Source organism: Methanolinea sp. (assembly GCA_030055515.1).
Taxonomy (GTDB): Archaea; Halobacteriota; Methanomicrobia; order Methanomicrobiales; family Methanospirillaceae; genus Methanolinea_A.
In genome coordinates, this window is record JASFYI010000001.1 from 152,393 (window position 1) to 167,981 (window position 15,589).

At 66.8% G+C, this 15,589-nt stretch carries 14 protein-coding genes; 9 read left to right on the top strand and 5 right to left on the bottom strand.

All coding sequences use genetic code 11. The features are described 5' to 3' along the window. Nucleotides 1–10 precede the first annotated feature (10 nt). On the top strand, nucleotides 11–757 hold the full coding sequence (locus QFX32_00805; GenBank protein ID MDI9632578.1) for a SagB/ThcOx family dehydrogenase: 747 nt from the start codon (nucleotides 11–13) through the stop codon (nucleotides 755–757). Between the two features lie 14 nt (nucleotides 758–771). Here QFX32_00805 and QFX32_00810 read toward each other — a convergent pair whose 3' ends face one another. Then, the gene (locus QFX32_00810) at nucleotides 772–1,419 is read right to left on the bottom strand and encodes a DUF2284 domain-containing protein (GenBank protein ID MDI9632579.1); all 648 of its coding nucleotides are present in this window, start codon (nucleotides 1,417–1,419) and stop codon (nucleotides 772–774) included. Nucleotides 1,420–1,514: 95 nt separating this feature from the next. Between QFX32_00810 and QFX32_00815 the strand changes: the two genes are divergently transcribed. Continuing rightward, nucleotides 1,515–2,405 (top strand): flavodoxin family protein, encoded by an 891-nt coding sequence (locus QFX32_00815; protein ID MDI9632580.1) that lies wholly within the window; start codon nucleotides 1,515–1,517, stop codon nucleotides 2,403–2,405. A gap of 23 nt (nucleotides 2,406–2,428) precedes the next feature. On the opposite strand, the gene QFX32_00820 is transcribed toward QFX32_00815, so the two are convergent. Then, complete coding sequence (locus QFX32_00820) at nucleotides 2,429–3,112, bottom strand: SOS response-associated peptidase (GenBank protein ID MDI9632581.1); 684 nt, start codon at nucleotides 3,110–3,112, stop codon at nucleotides 2,429–2,431. Further along, nucleotides 3,085–3,813 carry an HAD family hydrolase gene (locus QFX32_00825; protein MDI9632582.1) on the bottom strand — a complete coding sequence of 243 codons (729 nt, stop codon included), beginning with the start codon at nucleotides 3,811–3,813 and terminating at the stop codon, nucleotides 3,085–3,087. Before QFX32_00825 ends, QFX32_00820 begins: the two co-directional genes overlap by 28 nt. Nucleotides 3,814–3,967: 154 nt before the next feature. Between QFX32_00825 and QFX32_00830 the strand changes: the two genes are divergently transcribed. Together QFX32_00830 and QFX32_00835 are read left to right on the top strand one after the other, a co-directional pair. Beyond that, entirely contained in the window at nucleotides 3,968–5,344 is a 1,377-nt protein-coding gene (locus tag QFX32_00830; GenBank protein ID MDI9632583.1) for an MBL fold metallo-hydrolase, read from the top strand. Nucleotides 5,345–5,428: 84 nt separating this feature from the next. Beyond that, on the top strand, nucleotides 5,429–5,905 hold the full coding sequence (locus QFX32_00835) for a pyridoxamine 5'-phosphate oxidase family protein (protein ID MDI9632584.1): 477 nt from the start codon (nucleotides 5,429–5,431) through the stop codon (nucleotides 5,903–5,905). 14 nt (nucleotides 5,906–5,919) lie between these two features. Here QFX32_00835 and QFX32_00840 read toward each other — a convergent pair whose 3' ends face one another. Further along, the gene (locus tag QFX32_00840; protein ID MDI9632585.1) at nucleotides 5,920–8,052 is read right to left on the bottom strand and encodes a thioredoxin domain-containing protein; all 2,133 of its coding nucleotides are present in this window, start codon (nucleotides 8,050–8,052) and stop codon (nucleotides 5,920–5,922) included. 219 nt (nucleotides 8,053–8,271) lie between these two features. On the opposite strand from QFX32_00840, the gene mutS reads away from it, so the two are divergent. The 5 genes from mutS to QFX32_00865 all read left to right on the top strand — a co-directional run bounded on the left by mutS (nucleotide 8,272) and on the right by QFX32_00865 (nucleotide 15,425). Next, nucleotides 8,272–10,887 carry a DNA mismatch repair protein MutS gene (mutS, locus tag QFX32_00845; protein MDI9632586.1) on the top strand — a complete coding sequence of 872 codons (2,616 nt, stop codon included), beginning with the start codon at nucleotides 8,272–8,274 and terminating at the stop codon, nucleotides 10,885–10,887. 6 nt (nucleotides 10,888–10,893) lie between these two features. Then, entirely contained in the window at nucleotides 10,894–12,696 is a 1,803-nt protein-coding gene (gene mutL / locus QFX32_00850) for a DNA mismatch repair endonuclease MutL (protein MDI9632587.1), read from the top strand. Between the two features lie 90 nt (nucleotides 12,697–12,786). Then, nucleotides 12,787–13,125 carry a hypothetical protein gene (locus QFX32_00855; GenBank protein ID MDI9632588.1) on the top strand — a complete coding sequence of 113 codons (339 nt, stop codon included), beginning with the start codon at nucleotides 12,787–12,789 and terminating at the stop codon, nucleotides 13,123–13,125. A 58-nt stretch (nucleotides 13,126–13,183) separates the two neighbouring features. Continuing rightward, nucleotides 13,184–14,548 carry a deoxyribodipyrimidine photo-lyase gene (locus tag QFX32_00860; protein MDI9632589.1) on the top strand — a complete coding sequence of 455 codons (1,365 nt, stop codon included), beginning with the start codon at nucleotides 13,184–13,186 and terminating at the stop codon, nucleotides 14,546–14,548. After that, nucleotides 14,529–15,425 carry an A/G-specific adenine glycosylase gene (locus QFX32_00865; GenBank protein ID MDI9632590.1) on the top strand — a complete coding sequence of 299 codons (897 nt, stop codon included), beginning with the start codon at nucleotides 14,529–14,531 and terminating at the stop codon, nucleotides 15,423–15,425. Before QFX32_00860 ends, QFX32_00865 begins: the two co-directional genes overlap by 20 nt. Here the strand turns inward: QFX32_00865 and QFX32_00870 are convergent. Then, nucleotides 15,410–15,589 (bottom strand): hypothetical protein, encoded by a 180-nt coding sequence (locus QFX32_00870; GenBank protein ID MDI9632591.1) that lies wholly within the window; start codon nucleotides 15,587–15,589, stop codon nucleotides 15,410–15,412. The two genes, QFX32_00865 and QFX32_00870, sit on opposite strands and share 16 nt — an antisense overlap.

The following is a 15,589-nucleotide window of genomic DNA, read 5'->3' on the forward strand; positions in this document are numbered from 1 at the left end:
GGGGAAGCGTATGGAGCATTCTCCGGTCATCGCGTGGGTGATCGTCGCAGTCGCGGCGGGAATAACCGCGCTCGCGATCCTCGGCGTGGCATTGCCCGGGGGGTTCCACGGGGACCGCGCACCCGCCGCGGAGACCGCGCCCGGACCACCGGGGGTATCAGACGGAATCCCTCTCCCGCCCCCCGCGAAGGGGGGTTCTCTCTCCCTCGAGGAGGCCATCGCGAAGAGGAGGTCGCAGAGGAGCTTTAGCGCAAGACCACTCGCCCTCTCCGACGTCTCGCAACTCCTCTGGGCAGCGCAGGGAATCACCGGGGAGAGAGGATTCCGGAGTGTGCCTTCGGCCGGCGCTCTCTACCCGCTCGAGGTGCTCCTCGTCGCAGGCAGCGTGGAGGGTCTGCGACCCGGCGTCTACCGCTACGTCCCCGCCACGCATTCCCTGCGGGTGGAGAGGGAAGGGGACATCCGGCAGAACCTCCAGTCGGCGGCCGTGAACCAGCCCGCCGTCGGGCAGGCGCCCGCGACCATCGCGATCGCGGCGGTCCCCTCCCGGACCACGGCCAAATACGGGGAACGCGGCACCCGCTACGTCCACATGGAGGCAGGGCACGCGGGGCAGAACGTGTACCTCCAGGCAGAAGCGCTCGGGCTCGGAACGGTCGCGATCGGGGCATTCTCCGACGAGCGTGTCGCGGCGCTCCTGGACCTCGGCGAGGGTGAGGTCCCGCTCTACCTCATGCCGGTGGGCCACCCGCCGTGAAGACTGCCCACCTCTCACTCGAGCATCACGAGGCCTATCGAGACGATGTTCCCGTGCTCGATCATCCCGTACTCCATGTCCCGGCACGGGACGACGTGGAGGTCCCACCCCACGTTCCTCGCCGTGGAGAAGACGTCTATGCCCGCGGCCTCCATGCTCGGCCTCACAAGGTCCATGTGCCTGCACATCCGCCGTATGCTCTCGTCGACGATCCCGGGCTGCTCCTCTGCCACGCAGTGCTGGTGCGCGCAGTAGATGCAGGGGTACGCGCCGAACCCGAAAGCCTTGTAAAAATCGTGGTAGAACGCGGTCTTCTCGAGGAAATGGACCGTCCCGTTCACCCAGAGGATGAGGTCGCGGAAGAACGGGTGGAAGTCCTTTGGGATCTCGTCCGGTGAAATCTGCGGGTGCCCCGGGATACCGTCGAACCGGAGGAGGAGCCCCGTCGAGTACTCGGCGATCATCCGCCTCGTCTCTTCCGGCGACGGGGCATAAGGCGGGCAGCTCATGTGCTTCCCGTACCCCTTGCACCCGTACCTGCACTTGAACCGCACCCACTCGGAAACGACCACGTCCCTTGACCGTATCGGGCGGGCACTCGCCCCCCTCTCCTCCGCGAGGCGGGAGAGTTCCGCGATCTCGGCTTTCACCCTCTCGTTCATCCTCTCGTCCCGTGTTGACTCTTTCTGGGATCCCGGCAAAAAAGGTATCGCGGGGTCCGAAACGCAGATAACAGGCGCGTGACCACAGGTGACGTGTGAAGGAGGCCGGAGATCTCCCGCGGGAGAAGGTCATCGAGGCCGCGGGGAGGTCGTATCTCGTCAGGATGCGGGAGGAAGACCTCGGCGCGGTGTACCCCGGGATGGTGAGGTATACCGTCGAGCTCGTGGAAGGGGGGAGGATAGTATCGGTCTTCCGGACGAACACCTACGAGTACGCCCCGACGATGCCCTACGATGCCCGCGAGGTCGCGGAGAGGACCTTTGCGAGGTGGGTGAGGGAACTCGGGGAGGACGCCGCGGGATTCGAGCCGCCCGTTGCAACGCGGTTCGCGCGTGGGGTGCAAACCCCCTCCCCGCCGCCGGCGGTCGTCGTCATCCAGGGGAGCCCACGTCCGGGGGGGAACTGTTCCATCCTCGCCTCGTGGGTAGCGGGAGAGGCGGGGGCCATGGGCCTTTTCGCGAGCGTCGTGTACCCCCACGACATGGACATCCACCCCTGCACGGGGTGCTACCAGTGCTACAACACGGGCGAGTGCGTCTTTGACGACGACATGGCGGGGATAATCGATGCGGTGAGCCGCTGCCGCCTCCTCGTCGTCTGTACCCCCGTCTACACGAACACGGTCCCGGCGGGGACAAAGGCGCTCTTCGACAGGTTCCAGGCGTACCACGCGCAGCGGACGCTCAGCCCGCAACCCCCCGGCAAGGGGGCGGCAGGCCTCCTCGTCGCGGTCGCGGGGAGGAGGGGGAAGGAGAATTTCACCTGCGTGTCGCGGGTCGTGTCCGCTTTCTTCTCGATCGCGGGCATCAGGGCCGGAAAGCCGCTGCTCATCGACGGCATGGACGAAAAAAGGGACGTCCGGTCCATCGGCGGCCTCGAGGAGGATGTCCGGGCGGCTGTCAGGGCCGCACTCGGCGAGGGCTAGGGCGGTTTCACGGTCCCCGGGGATCAGGCGTCGAGCGTGCGGTCACCGGTCCGCCGGACGAGGTGCGGTCCCTCCTGGAGGGGATCGTTCACGAGCCTCGACACGTGGTACGCCTCGAGCACGTCCTCGGGATACGGGGAGAGGATTTCCGCGAGCTCCTCCCTCCGGATGGGTCCCGGCGCGATCCACCGCGCCTCGTCCTCACGGCGGAGGATGGCCGGCATCCTGTCGTGGAACCTCGCGACGAGGGGGTTTGGATCGGTCGTGATGATCGTGAAGGTCCAGAGAGGGGGAACCCTCCCCTTGAGGACGTCGTAGAGTCCCGCGAACGCGAAGAGTTCGCCGTCCTTTCTCCTTATGTAGACGGGGACCTTCTGCGTCCCCGACTTCTCCCACTCGTAGAAGCCCGTCGCGGGGACGAGGCACCGGTGCCTCGCGAGGGGGCCGCGGAACGAGGGTCTCTCGTGGAGGGTATCTGCCCGGGCGTTTATCAGGGGCCTCGCACCCGTCATGTCCCGCGTCCACGACGGCACAAGCCCCCACGTCATCTGCTGGATGACGCGCCTGCCCTCGTGCGTCGTGTAGATGACGGGGACCTGCTGGGATGGAGCGATGTTATACCTCGGCGCGAGGGCGAGCCCGGCGGTGTCGACGCCGAACCGTTCGCCGAGCCCGACAGTCAGGGCGAGAGTGAACCTGCCGCACATGGGAACCCCGTGGCGTCGTCACCCCCCGCGACGGTCTCGAGGATTGCGAGGAGCTCGAGGGGAGAGTCTATCGCGAAGTGTGCCCCGCCCGTGGTGTCCGGCCGGGCGAACCGGTCGCCGTACCGGGCGTAGACGGTGATCATTCCCAGCCGCCTGCAGGGTGCGATGTCCCTCCGGGGGCTGTCGCCGATCGCGATTGCCTCGCGGGGCCGGCACCCGAGCAGTTTCAGAGCGTACCCGAACGGGACCGGGCTCGGTTTCTTCTGCCACGTCGCATCGAAGGTGACAACGCGGTCAAAGAGGCCAGAGAGACCCGTCTTTTCGAGCCTCGGCGCGGCATCGCGGGAGTGGGCGTCCGTGACGAGGGCGAGGCGCAGTCCCTTCTCCCGCAGAACGTGGAGCGTCTCCCGAACCCCCGGGTATGGCTGGATCGCCGCGAGCTTGGCCTCCCGGTATATCGCGGTGCACCGCGAGAGGAGGTCGGCGTCGTCCAGGCCCCTGTCGAGGAAGTACTCCCGGATGTTCTCGGGGTCCTCGAATCCCTTCCCCTCGCGGAGGAAGTAGGAGAAGAGACTCTCAGGGTCCCCGCACCCTGCCTCGCGCGTGATTGCCCTGCAGGCAGCATATTTTGCTCCCACGAGGTCAAAGAGGGTATTGTCCATGTCGAGGATAACGGCCCCGACACGCCTGCCGCCGTTCATCGAACCAAGTCCCCCCTACAGAGTTCCCCCCGGTTCCATATGGAATTATTGTTCGGAAAAGTGTTCGATAAATTGGGCGGTACCCCCGGCCCCGTGCAAATAGTGAAGATACCACGCGCACATACCTCCCTCACGCAGGGGGTTGCACGGTAAAATGTTCCTCCAGAAGGTGCGGTCAGAGGGCCTCTCCCACAACTCTTACTTCGTCTCGGACGGCGGGCAAGCCGCCGTGATTGACCCGCGGCGGGACTGCGAGGTCTACCTCGACATTGCTGCCGCAACCGGCTCGCGCATCATTCACATCTTCGAGACACACCGGAACGAGGATTACGCCACGGGCTCGCTCGAGCTCTCGGCGCGGACGGGGGCCTCCATCTACCACGGTGCGGCTCTCGATTTCTCGTTCGGGAGACCCGTCCGGGAGGGGGACACGTTCCACGTCGGCCGGCTCGAACTCGAGGTACTCGAGACGCCGGGCCACACGCCCGAGAGCATCTCGCTCGTCCTGCGGGACCTCTCCGTCTCCCGCGACCCGATCTTCCTCTTCTCCGGGGACGCCCTCTTTTCGGGCGACGTGGGCAGGACCGACCTGCTCGGGCCGGAGAAGGCAGAGTGGGCGGCGGGGACGCTCTACGATTCCCTGCACAGGAAAATCCTCCCTCTCGGGGACGGGGTCATCGTGTGCCCGGCCCACGGGGCGGGATCGGTCTGCGGGGGAGATATATCGGACCTCGAATTCACGACGGTAGGGTACGAGAGGGCCCACAACCCCTGTTTCCTCCTCGGGAGGGAGGAGTTCGTCGCGAGGAAGAAGGCCGAGCACCACTACAGGCCGCCATACTTCACCACGATGGAGAAGGTCAACAGGGAAGGCCCGCCGGTCCTCTCGCACCTCCCCCGGCCCGTCCCCCTCGACCCGAAGGAATTCGCGGAGAAGGTGGGAGCGGGTGCACAGGTGATCGACGTCAGGTCCCCCGAGGCATTCGGCGGGGGGCACGTTCCCGGCAGCATCTCCCTCTGGAAGGACGGGATCCCCTCCTTCGCGGGGTGGGTCCTCTCCTACGACCGCCCCATCCTCGTCGTCGACGAACCCGGAGAGCCCCCCGGTACGGTCGTGCAGCGCCTCGTGCGGCTCGGTTACGACGCGGTCGCGGGGTACCTCGCGGGAGGTTTCCCCGCGTGGAGCCGCGCGGGGAAGACCGTGGACAAGGTAGAGACGTGGTCCGCGGCAACGCTCCACGACTCGCTCGAGAAGGAGAGGCTCGTTCTCCTCGACGTGAGGGACAGGAAGAACAGGGATGCGCACGGGTTCATCATGGGTTCGCGGCACATATACGTCGGCGAGCTCCCCTCGCGCCTCGGGGAACTCCCCAGGAACCAGAAGGTCGCGGTCTACTGCGATGCGGGTTTCAAGGGGAGCCTCGCCGCGAGTATCCTGCGGGCCGCGGGCTTCGAGCGCGTCGCCAATGTCCTCGGAGGGTTCGCGGCGTGGAGGGCAGCCGGATACCCCGTCGAGAGGAGGTCGTCGTGAGGGTGCGGCAAGGGAAACGGGGTGTTTCCCGGAGAATTCACAATATTTATTAAGGGGACTATCAACCCTGAATGCAGGTATGGTATGGAAATTGTGAAGATACCCCGGATGGAGAAGAAGGAATACGATGCCCTCATCGAGAAAGGGTACATCTGCCGTATCGCGTTCCAGGGCGAGAAGTACCCCTACATTGCCCCGTTCCTCTACGTCTTCGACGGCAGGTTCCTCTACTTCCTCTCCACGAAGTACGGCAAGAAGATAGAATACTTCAGGAAGAGCCCGTACGTCGCTGTGGAGATCGAGAAGTACACGAAGGACCTCTCGAGCTACACGTTCGTGAGCATGCAGGGGTACCTCGAGGAAGTCACCGATTCCATCGACAAGAAGATGATACGCAAGCAGTTCGTCGACCTCATCAAGGAACGGCGGCTCTCGAATAACATCCTCGCGGCCCTCGGGCACTCGCCGCAGGACCCCCCGGAGGCAATCGCCGAGGAAGAGAGGTCCCTCGTGTGGAAACTGACCGGTGTGCGGGACCTCGTCGCGCTGAAGAACCTGTAGGAGAGGAACCAGAGTCAATCCTCGCGTCTCCCCAGGCCCGGGGGAATGACAAGGGAGGACCGGAAGCCCCCGAGGAGCGCTTCGAGCTCACCCGCGTCCTCCACCGGTTTTAAGCAAACGTTCCCGGTGCACACGTGCGCCCTCGCCGTGCCCGGCTCGCCGAGGAATGGCCTGCACCATGGCAGCAGCCCCGCGATCCCCGCCGCGTTGGCCTCGTTACCCATCCTGACGGGGAGGAGGAACGGGGAGTAGTTCCTGTCGACGACCGCCTCGAGCCGCGAGGAGGCAGGACCCCCGCCTCCCCCCGCGAGGACGACCGTTCCCGACCTGCCGTCAACGAGGAGCCTCCCCGCGAAGAACATCGCGCAGGAGGCCGGATACGACGCCGCGAGGGAAGAATAGTACCGCGTGATCGCCTCGACCCTCCCGAGGTACGCGTCGTTCCCCGTGAGGAGGGAGAGCCGGGCGAGGTTGGAGACAGAGAGGGCATTCGACGAGGGAACCGTGCCGTCGAGGAATTCCTTGCGCCTCGCCGGGACATCGCGGACGGACGACCTCGTCACGTAGTACCCTCCCCTCGCGGGGTCCCAGAATTCCTCCTCGTGGAATTCTTCGAGCTCGATTGCGGCCGAGAGGAACGAGGGTTTGCCGGTCGCGAGGAAGAGGTCGACGAGGCCCATGACCATCCCCGCGTAGTCAGCCGACATCCCCTCCACCGCGGCGTCCCCCGCGCTCCACCGGTGGAAGAGGCCGCCGTCCGGCGAGCGCATCGAGCGGAGGACGAATCCTGCTGCCCTCGCCGCGGCCTGCAGGAATGCAGGTTCCCCGAATACCCGCGAGCCCACGGCGAGGGCCGATATCGCAAGACCGTTCCAGTCCGCGAGGACGAGCGTGTCGGTGGGGGGCCGGGGCCTCGAATTCCGCGCGGAGAGGAGCTTTGCCCTCGCGCCCGAGAGCACCGCCCCGACGGACTCTTCGTCCATGCCGAGGATCCCCGCGGCCTCGCGCGGCTCCCTGAAGGCAGAGAGAACCCCCGGGATCTCCGGCCCGGCGACCGCGCTTCCTGCCTTTGTCCCCCCGCGCTCCTTTCCCCCGACGAGGAAAATGTGGGAGAACACCTCCCTCTCACCGGGGTCGAGGATCGAGTCGATCTCCTCCCACGTCCACGTGTAGAACGCGCCCTCTCCCCCCGCGCTGTCGGCATCCTCCCCCGCGTAGAACCCACCCCCCGGTGACTGGAGGTCCCTGCACATGTAGTCCATGCACTCCCGCGCGACGCGGCTAAACGTCCTGTCCCCCGTGAGGGAGAATGCCTCGGCATAGGCGAGGGCCGCGAGTGCCTGGTCGCAGAGCACCTTCTCGAAGTGGGGGACGAGCCAGCGCCCGTCCGTGGAGTAACGGTGGAATCCCCCGCCCAGCTGGTCGTAGACCCCGCCGCGGGCCATCGCCGCGAGGACGCGGCAGGAGAGATCGAGGGGTTCTGCCCTGCCCGAGACGCTCGCGTACCTGAGGAGGAAGAGGTGGACCTGCGGCATGGGGAAGAGGGGAGGGGGACCAAACCCACCCCCCTCAGGGTCGTGGATCGAGGCGAGGTGCGCGTAGAGCCTCTCTGCCGCGTCAACCGGGAGGCTCCCTCCCGGAGCGTAGTCCCTCGCGCGCGAGATGTACCCGTGAATCTCGCGGGAATTCTCCACCACCTCGTCCCGGTGCTCCTCCCAGTACCTCGCGACAGCGCCGAAGACCTCGAGGATCCCGGGCCTGCCGGGTCGCCCCCACCGCGGGATGTACGTCGCCGCGAAGAAGGGGTGGCCCTCGGGCGTGAGGAAAAGGGAGAGCGGCCACCCGCCGCTGCCCGTGAGGGCGACGCACACGTCCATGAAGTACTGGTCGAGGTCCGGCCGCTCCTCGCGGTCGACCTTCACGCAGACGAAGGAACCGTTCAGGACCCGTGCGACCTCGGGGTCGGAGAAGGATTCCTCGTGCATCACGTGGCACCAGTGGCACGTCGCGAATCCCACGGAGACGAAGACGGGCCTGCCCTCCCTGCGCGCCCGGTCGAATGCCTCCTCTCCCCACGGGTACCAGTCGACGGGGTCGCGGGCATGCCCGCGGAGGTAGGGGGAGGCCTCCCCGCCGAGGCGGTTCACCGCCCGGCCCCCCGCGCCACCATCCGCACTCCCCCTCGTCTCGCCTGCACGTCTTTTCCGCTCACTGGAAGAGATGTGCGCGGGCACAATTGTTAAAGCGGCGGGTCAGGGAAGGCACGATCGTTACACATAACAATGGCGCACGTGGAAATTTTACGTGTGACGAGCAGGGATGAACCGGCAGCCGGCCACCCGGCGGGCACCCGCCTCACGCCGGCGATGGCACAGTACCAGGAACTGAAATCCAGGTACCCGGACGCCATCCTCCTCTTCCACATCGGGGACTTCTACGAGACATTCGGGGAGGACGCACGGATCATCTCGCGCGAGCTCGACATCGCCCTCACCTCGCGGTCGAGGGACAGGGACAAAAACCCCATCCCCCTCGCGGGCGTCCCCTGCCACGCTGCCGAGAGTTACATCGCACGGCTCATCGCGAAGGGGTACCGCGTCGCGGTGGCAGACCAGGTGGAGGATCCCCGGGAGGCAAAGGGCATCGTGCGGAGGGAGGTCGTCCGCGTGATCACCCCCGGGATGGTGATGGACGAATCCCTCCTCGATTCCCCCGCGGCCAACTACCTCGCAGCCGTCTCCCCGCCGGCGGGAAAGAAGGAAGGGGGTATCGCGTTCCTCGACATCACGACGGGCGAGTTCTTCTGCGTTCCCCTCCCCCGGGAGAACGTTGCCGCCGCGATCTCGGACGAGTTCTCCCGTTACGCGCCAAGGGAGGTCCTCGTCGGCGAGGGAATCTCCCCGGCGCTCTGCGAGTACATCTCCGGGTTGACAGTGGCGGTATCGAAGGTTCCCGACCACTACTTCGACACCGATGCCGCGCGCGAGCTCCTCTGCACGCACTTCGGCGTCCAATCCCTCGAGGGGTTTGGTCTTTCGGGGATGGACGGCGCGGTCGGGGCGGCCGGGGCCGCGCTCGCGTACGCGAGGGAGACCCAGAGGCAGGACCTGCGGCAGGTGACCGCGCTCTCGGTCAGGCGGTCCCGCGATTTCTGCTTCCTCGACGCGGTGACCGTGAGGAACCTCGAGATACTCAGGCCCATAAGGGGGCAGGGGAAGGAAGGGACGCTGTTGTGGGTCCTCGACAAGACTGCAACGCCGATGGGGAGCCGCCTCCTCTCCGACTGGCTGTGCGCACCGCTCCTCTCGAAGGAGGCGATAGACGCGCGCCTCGACGCGGTGGAGTTCATGGTGAGGAACACGGCGGTCCGCATGGAACTCGTGGCCGTCCTCCGCCAGTGCGGCGACATCGGGAGGATATCGGGCAGGATTGCCTACGGGAACGTCACCCCCCGCGACCTGCGCGCCGCAGCCGAGACACTCGCGGTCGTCCCCCGGATACCGGCGATCCTCTCAGGCGGGATCGATGGGGAAGTCCCGACCCTCCTCGCGGAAGCATCGGCGGCGATCCCGGACCTCGGGTGGGCAAGGGACCTCATAGAGAGGGCAATCGTCGAGGATCCCCCCGCGCACGCGAGGCAGGGGGGAGTCATCCGGCCTGGGTTCAGCCCGGAACTGGATGCACTCCGGGACCTCTCCGCCTCGGGCAGGGACTGGATCGCGGAACTCCAGCAGAGGGAGAGGGAGCGGACCGGCATCCGGTCGCTGAAGATCGGGTACAACTCCGTCTTCGGGTACTACATAGAGGTGACGAAGCCAAACCTCCACCTCGTCCCGCCCCACTACGTGAGGAAGCAGACCACGTCGACGGGGGAGAGGTTCACGATCCCGGAGCTCGCAGAGAAGGAAGCGCTCATCTCGTCTGCCGATGAGCGCAGGCTCGCCCTCGAGCAGGAGGTCTACAGGAAGGTCGTGGAGCAGCTCCGGCAAGCCGTCCCGGCCCTCCAGGTACTTTCGCGTTCCCTCTCCGTCCTCGACGTCATCTGTTCCTTTGCAACCGTCGCGGCCACCCGCAACTACTGCAGGCCGGTCATCGACGACCGCTCGACCCGCCTCCTCGTCCGTGGAGGGAGGCACCCCGTCGTCGAGGCGGCGATGCCCGGGAAGTTCGTGCCAAACGACCTCGAGATGTCCGGGGAGAAGGACCAGGTCATCATCCTCACGGGCGCGAACATGGCGGGGAAGTCCACGTACATGAGGGCGGCCGCGCTCACCGTGATCATGGCACAGGCGGGGAGCTTCGTCCCCGCGGATTACGCCCTCGTGGGCATCGTCGACCGTGTCTTTTCCCGCGTGGGCGCGTTCGACGACCTCGCGAGCGGGCAGAGTACCTTCATGGTGGAGATGCTCGAACTCGCAAACATCCTCCACAACGTCACGGAGAGGAGCCTCGTCATCCTCGACGAGATAGGGAGGGGAACGGGAACGCTCGACGGCCTCTGCATCGCCCGCGCAGTCCTCGAGTACCTCCACGGGGGGAGATCCCGCGGTCCCCGCACCCTCTTTGCCACCCACTTCCACGAGCTCGTCTCGATGGAGGGGGAGCTCCCCCGCGTGAGGAATTACCACTTCGCGGTCAAGGAGACGGGAAGGGAAGTGGTTTTCTTGAGGAAGCTCATCCCGGGTGCAACCGACAGGAGCTATGGCATCCACGTGGCCGCACTCGCCGGTGTTCCCCGCCCGGTCATCGAGAGGGCACGAAACCTCCTCGATGAAGAGGTCAGGGGGCGCGGGAGGGGAACGGGGCAGAAGCCGAAGAGGTACACCCAGATGCTCCTCCCCGACGCGGGCATTGCAGCACCACCCGTCCACCCCGTCGTCGAGACCATCAAGAATCTCAACCTCGACGACATGACGCCGCTTTCTGCCCTCTCGATCCTCTACGACCTCCAGAAGAGGGCAAGGGACACGAGTGGAGGGTAGGGGGAGATGCCAGAATCCGCTCCGGGTGGGAAAATCCGCATCCTCGACGGGGAGACGGTGGCCCGGATCGCCGCCGGCGAGGTCATCGAGAGACCCGCGTCGGTCGTCAAGGAACTGGTGGAAAACGCGATCGACGCGGGGGCACGGACCATCGTGGTCGAGATCCGCTCGAGGGGGGGCACCATCGCCGGGATCAGGGTGACTGACGACGGGTGCGGCATGTCACCGGAGGACGCCGCACTCGCGTGCACCCGCCACGCCACGAGCAAGATCGCGCGGATAGAGGATCTCCACGGGATCAGGTCGCTCGGTTTCCGGGGCGAGGCCCTCGCGAGTATCGCGGCGATCTCGCGGCTCACGCTCACCACGCGGGTGGGAGCGGGGCAGATCTCGGGGACGCGGGTAGAGTGGGAGGGCGGGAGGTTCGTCAGGCAGGAAGAGTGCGGCTGCCCCCCGGGAACGACGGTCGAAGTCCGGGACCTCTTCTACAACACGCCTGCACGGAGGAAATTCATGCGCTCGCTCGGGGCGGAGATGGCCTACATCACGGGGACCCTCGAGCGGACCGTCCTCTCCCACCCCGGCATCTCGTTCCACGTCCTCCACAATGGCAGGACACTCATCTCGGCGCCCGCGGGGACACTCCGCGATGCCGCGCTCCACCTCTTCGGGGTCGAGTGGGAAAGGGCCCTCCTCCCCGTGGACTACACCGGCAACCGTGCCCGCATCGCGGGATTGGTTTCGCGCCCCTCGTTCTCGCGGCAGAACCCCTACCAGATATTCATCTCCGTGAACGGGCGGCCGGTGGTGTCAAGGTCCATCGCCCTCGCGGTACGGGAGGGGTACGGGACCCTCCTCCCCGCGGACCGCTTCCCCGTGGCCATCCTCGACATATCGGTCGATCCCGCGACCGTGGACCCAAACGTCCACCCGACGAAGAGGGAAGTACGGATCGCGGGGGAGGAGGAAGTCAGGGAGGAGATCGCCCGCGCGGTGGGATCCGCGCTAGGGTCCGTGGCAGTCATAACCGGCGGGGGCAATACAACCCGGTTCGCGCAGCAGAGACCGCTCCCCCTGAGTCCCGCCGAAACACCCTACGGGGTACCCTCCCATCCCCCGGGGTTCGTCTCGGAGCCCTGTTTTGGGACAGTCACCGGGAGGAAGGGCGGGGGACGGCAGGCCGGGCTCGGGATCCCGGAGGAGCCGCAGGAGGGAGCCTCGCTCCCTCTCCTCCCCGAGATGGAGGTCATCGGCCAGCTGGACAACACGTACATCCTCGCGGCGTTCCGCGGCGGCGAAGACCTGATCCTCGTCGACCAGCACGCCTCCCACGAGAGGATCCTCTACGACAGGCTCGTCGAGGGGGGTGCGACCCCATCCCAGAGCCAGGAACTCCTCTTCCCCGCCGTCCTCGATCTCTCCCCGCGCGAGGCCTCGATCGTCTCGGAGCTCCTCCCCGTCCTCCACGAGGCGGGGTTCTGCCTCGAGGAGTTCGGGAGGGGAACGTACGCCGTCCGCGCCGTGCCGGTCGTGCTCGGCAGGCAGCTCGACGCCGCGGGGGCGCGGGAGCTCGTCTCCGCGATCCTCTCGGGGAGCCCGAGGAAGGGTCCCGCGGCGGCGGACGAGATCCGGAAGATCGTCGCGTGCAGGGGTGCGGTGAAGGCCGGGACCCCCCTCTCCGCGGGGGAGTGCAGGGCACTCCTCGATGACCTCCGCAGGACGAGTCACCCCTACAGCTGTCCCCACGGGAGGCCGACGATGGTGGTCCTGAGGAAGAAGGAGATCGACGGGCTGTTCCTCCGGGCGTGAGCGCGGGGAGAAGGCATTTAGGGGAGGAGGGGAGAGAGCTCTTGGAAAAGAGAGATCTGCCGTGGGGCCCTGCCCCGCGCGGAGGATACCATGCGAGAATTGAATTGCAAGCCCCTGATCGCCGCCGTGTGCCTCGTTCTCTTCGGGATTTTCCCGGCGGTGCACGCAGCACCCGTTCCCGGATCCCTCATCTCGAGCACGACGAGCGTCTCGGGAAACGCGGTCGTCAACGAGACCGTGTCGGTGAAGAAGATCACCTACACGGGCGGATTTCCGACCATGCAGGAGTGGAGGTTCCACAGCTCGATCGCAAACCCGCAAGGGAAAACCTGGTCAACGGAAGCGTTCTTCGCGCCGGGCCCGGCAGGCGTGAGGTTCACCTTCACGGGGAGGGGAGGGCTCTTCCCCCCGTTCTCCCTCTCCCTCTGAGGGACCGCGGAGAGGAGGCGCACCGGGCCGGTGGCCTGCCCGCGGGAGGCGAGCCACGGTGAGGTGGGATCCCCGCGTCCGGTACCTCCGCGCGGGTCCGCCGGCACGCGGGAGGTACCTCCTCTACTGGATGCAGTCTTCCGCCCGGTCGCGGGGCAACATCGCCCTCGAGTACTCCCTCGAGGTCGCCCGCTCGCTCGACCTGCCCCTCGTCGCCTGTTTCTGCGTGTATCCCGGGTACCCTGAGGCAAACCTCCGCCACTTCACTTTCCTCGCCGAGGGACTCGTCTCCGCCGGCGACGCGCTCGCCCGCCGCGGGATCCCGCTCGTGCTCAGGCACGGGTACCCCCCGCGGGAGATAGCCGACCTCGCGCGCGACGCGTCCGTGGTGGTGACCGACAGGGGGTACCTCGCGCACCACGCGGCGTGGAGGGGGGAGCTCGCCGGGCAGGTCGAGTGCCCCCTCGCGGTGGTCGAGGACAACGTCATCGTCCCCGTGGGGGAGGCTTCGCCCAAGGAGGAATGGTCGGCCGCGACCTTCCGCCCGAAGGTGGAAAGGCTCCTCCCGGCATTCCTCTGGCTCCCGGAGAGAGGCACCCCCCCGCGGAAGGCGCCCGACGTGGACGGGATTCCCTACGCGGAAGCACCCGCCCTCGCCTCGCGGGGTGCCGACGGGGCCGTCCCGCCATCACCGGTCTTCCGCGGCGGGGAGGACGAGGCAGAACGGCGGCTCCGCCTCTTCGTCGACGGGAAACTGTCATCCTACCCGGCCCACAGGAACGACCCGACGCGCGACGTCCTCTCCCACCTCTCCCCCTACCTCCACTTCGGCCACCTCTCCCCCGTGGAGATCGCCCTGCGGGTGTCCGCGTCGGGATTGCCGGGCGCGGGCGAATTCCTCGACCAGCTCGTCGTCCGCCGCGAACTCGCGTTCAATTTCGTCACGTACAACGCGGGGTACGACACGTTCGGGGCGCTCCCCGCGTGGGCAATCGAGACACTCTCTGCCCATGCCCGCGACGCGAGGGAGTACGTGTACTCCGCGCGGGAGTTCGAGCGGGCCGAGACGCACGATCCCTACTGGAACGCCTGCCAGACAGAGATGGTGGTCACGGGCAAGATGCACGGGTACATGCGGATGTACTGGGCGAAGAAGATCCTCGAGTGGACCGACTCGCCAAGGGAAGCCTTCGGGATCGCGCTGTCCCTCAACAACAAGTACGAGCTCGACGGGAGGGACCCGAACTCCTACGCGGGAGTCGCGTGGTGTTTCGGGAAGCACGACCGTCCCTGGCCTGAACGGCCCGTGTTCGGGAAGGTGAGGTACATGGGTGCGCGCGGTCTCGAGAGGAAGTTCCCCGTCAGCGAGTACGTGAGGACGGTCGAAGGCCTCGCGGAGAGGTATGGCGTTCCCCGGCCGTGACGGAGACGCCCTGCCCGGGAGGCAGGTCGTCGAGGAGTTCAGGGAGGCCGTGTACGGGTACTACAGGAGGTTCGGGCGCCGGTTCCCGTGGCGGGAGACGAGGGACCCGTACGCGGTCCTCGTCTCGGAGCTGATGCTCCAGCAGACGGGGGTCGGGCGCGTCTCGGTGTACTTCCCCCGGTTCATCGGGGCATTCCCCGGCTTTCCGTCCCTTTCGCGCGCAACGCTCGCGGACGTCCTGCGGGAATGGAAGGGGCTAGGGTACAACAGGAGGGCACGGGACCTCCACCGGATCGCGCAAGTCGTCACCGGGGAATACGACGGCAACCTGCCGCGGGACGAGGCGGCGCTCGCCGCCTTGCCCGGGATAGGCAGGGCAACCGCGGCCGCGATCGCCGCGTTCGCGTTCGATAAACCGTCCGTCTTCGTCGAGACGAACATCCGCAGGCTCTTCCTCTACAGGTTCTTCCCCTCGCGGGAAGGTGTCAGGGACAGCGAGATCGTCCCGCTTGTCGCCGCGACGCTTGACCGGGAGAACCCGCGCGAGTGGTACTACGCGATGATGGACCTCGGGGCGAGCCTCCGGTGCGCAAGACCCGACCCCGTCCGGAGAAGCGCACACTACCGGAAGCAGCCGCCGTTCCGCGGCTCCGACCGTGAGCTGAGGGGGAAGATACTCTCCCTCCTGCTCTCAAAGGGACCCGTGGAGGAATCACGCCTGCACGCCGTGGTCGGGGCGGAACGCGGCAGGGTGCAGGCGATATGCGACCGGCTCGCGGGGGAAGGCATGGTCGCGAGGGAAGGGGGGATGATCCTCGTTCCGGGGACAGCGCACCCCCAGGGGGCGAAAAAGGGACGATCCTACCCCCGCAGGTAATACCCCGCGAGGATGAGGACGAGGCCGCAGTAGAACATGATCGCCCACGGCCACGAGAAGCCGAGGTTTATCGTCGAGAATCCCTTGAGATCCTGAATCAGCAGGAGGATGAAACCCGCGACGAAAAAGATGAGGCTCACCTGTTTCTTTGCACTCTTCTCCAT

Excerpts from the sequence above, each read along its gene's own strand:
- QFX32_00810 (MDI9632579.1), bottom strand. The coding sequence starts at position 1,419 with ATGAACGAGAGGGTGAAAGCCGAGATCGCGGAACTCTCCCGCCTCGCG.
- QFX32_00805 (MDI9632578.1), top strand. The coding sequence starts at position 11 with ATGGAGCATTCTCCGGTCATCGCGTGGGTGATCGTCGCAGTCGCGGCG.
- mutS (MDI9632586.1), top strand. The coding sequence starts at position 8,272 with ATGGCACAGTACCAGGAACTGAAATCCAGGTACCCGGACGCCATCCTC.
- mutL (MDI9632587.1), top strand. The coding sequence starts at position 10,894 with ATGCCAGAATCCGCTCCGGGTGGGAAAATCCGCATCCTCGACGGGGAG.
- QFX32_00825 (MDI9632582.1), bottom strand. The coding sequence starts at position 3,813 with ATGAACGGCGGCAGGCGTGTCGGGGCCGTTATCCTCGACATGGACAAT.
- QFX32_00870 (MDI9632591.1), bottom strand. The coding sequence starts at position 15,589 with ATGGAGAAGAGTGCAAAGAAACAGGTGAGCCTCATCTTTTTCGTCGCG.
- QFX32_00830 (MDI9632583.1), top strand. The coding sequence starts at position 3,968 with ATGTTCCTCCAGAAGGTGCGGTCAGAGGGCCTCTCCCACAACTCTTAC.
- QFX32_00835 (MDI9632584.1), top strand. The coding sequence starts at position 5,429 with ATGGAAATTGTGAAGATACCCCGGATGGAGAAGAAGGAATACGATGCC.
- QFX32_00820 (MDI9632581.1), bottom strand. The coding sequence starts at position 3,112 with ATGTGCGGCAGGTTCACTCTCGCCCTGACTGTCGGGCTCGGCGAACGG.
- QFX32_00855 (MDI9632588.1), top strand. The coding sequence starts at position 12,787 with ATGCGAGAATTGAATTGCAAGCCCCTGATCGCCGCCGTGTGCCTCGTT.
- QFX32_00865 (MDI9632590.1), top strand. The coding sequence starts at position 14,529 with ATGGCGTTCCCCGGCCGTGACGGAGACGCCCTGCCCGGGAGGCAGGTC.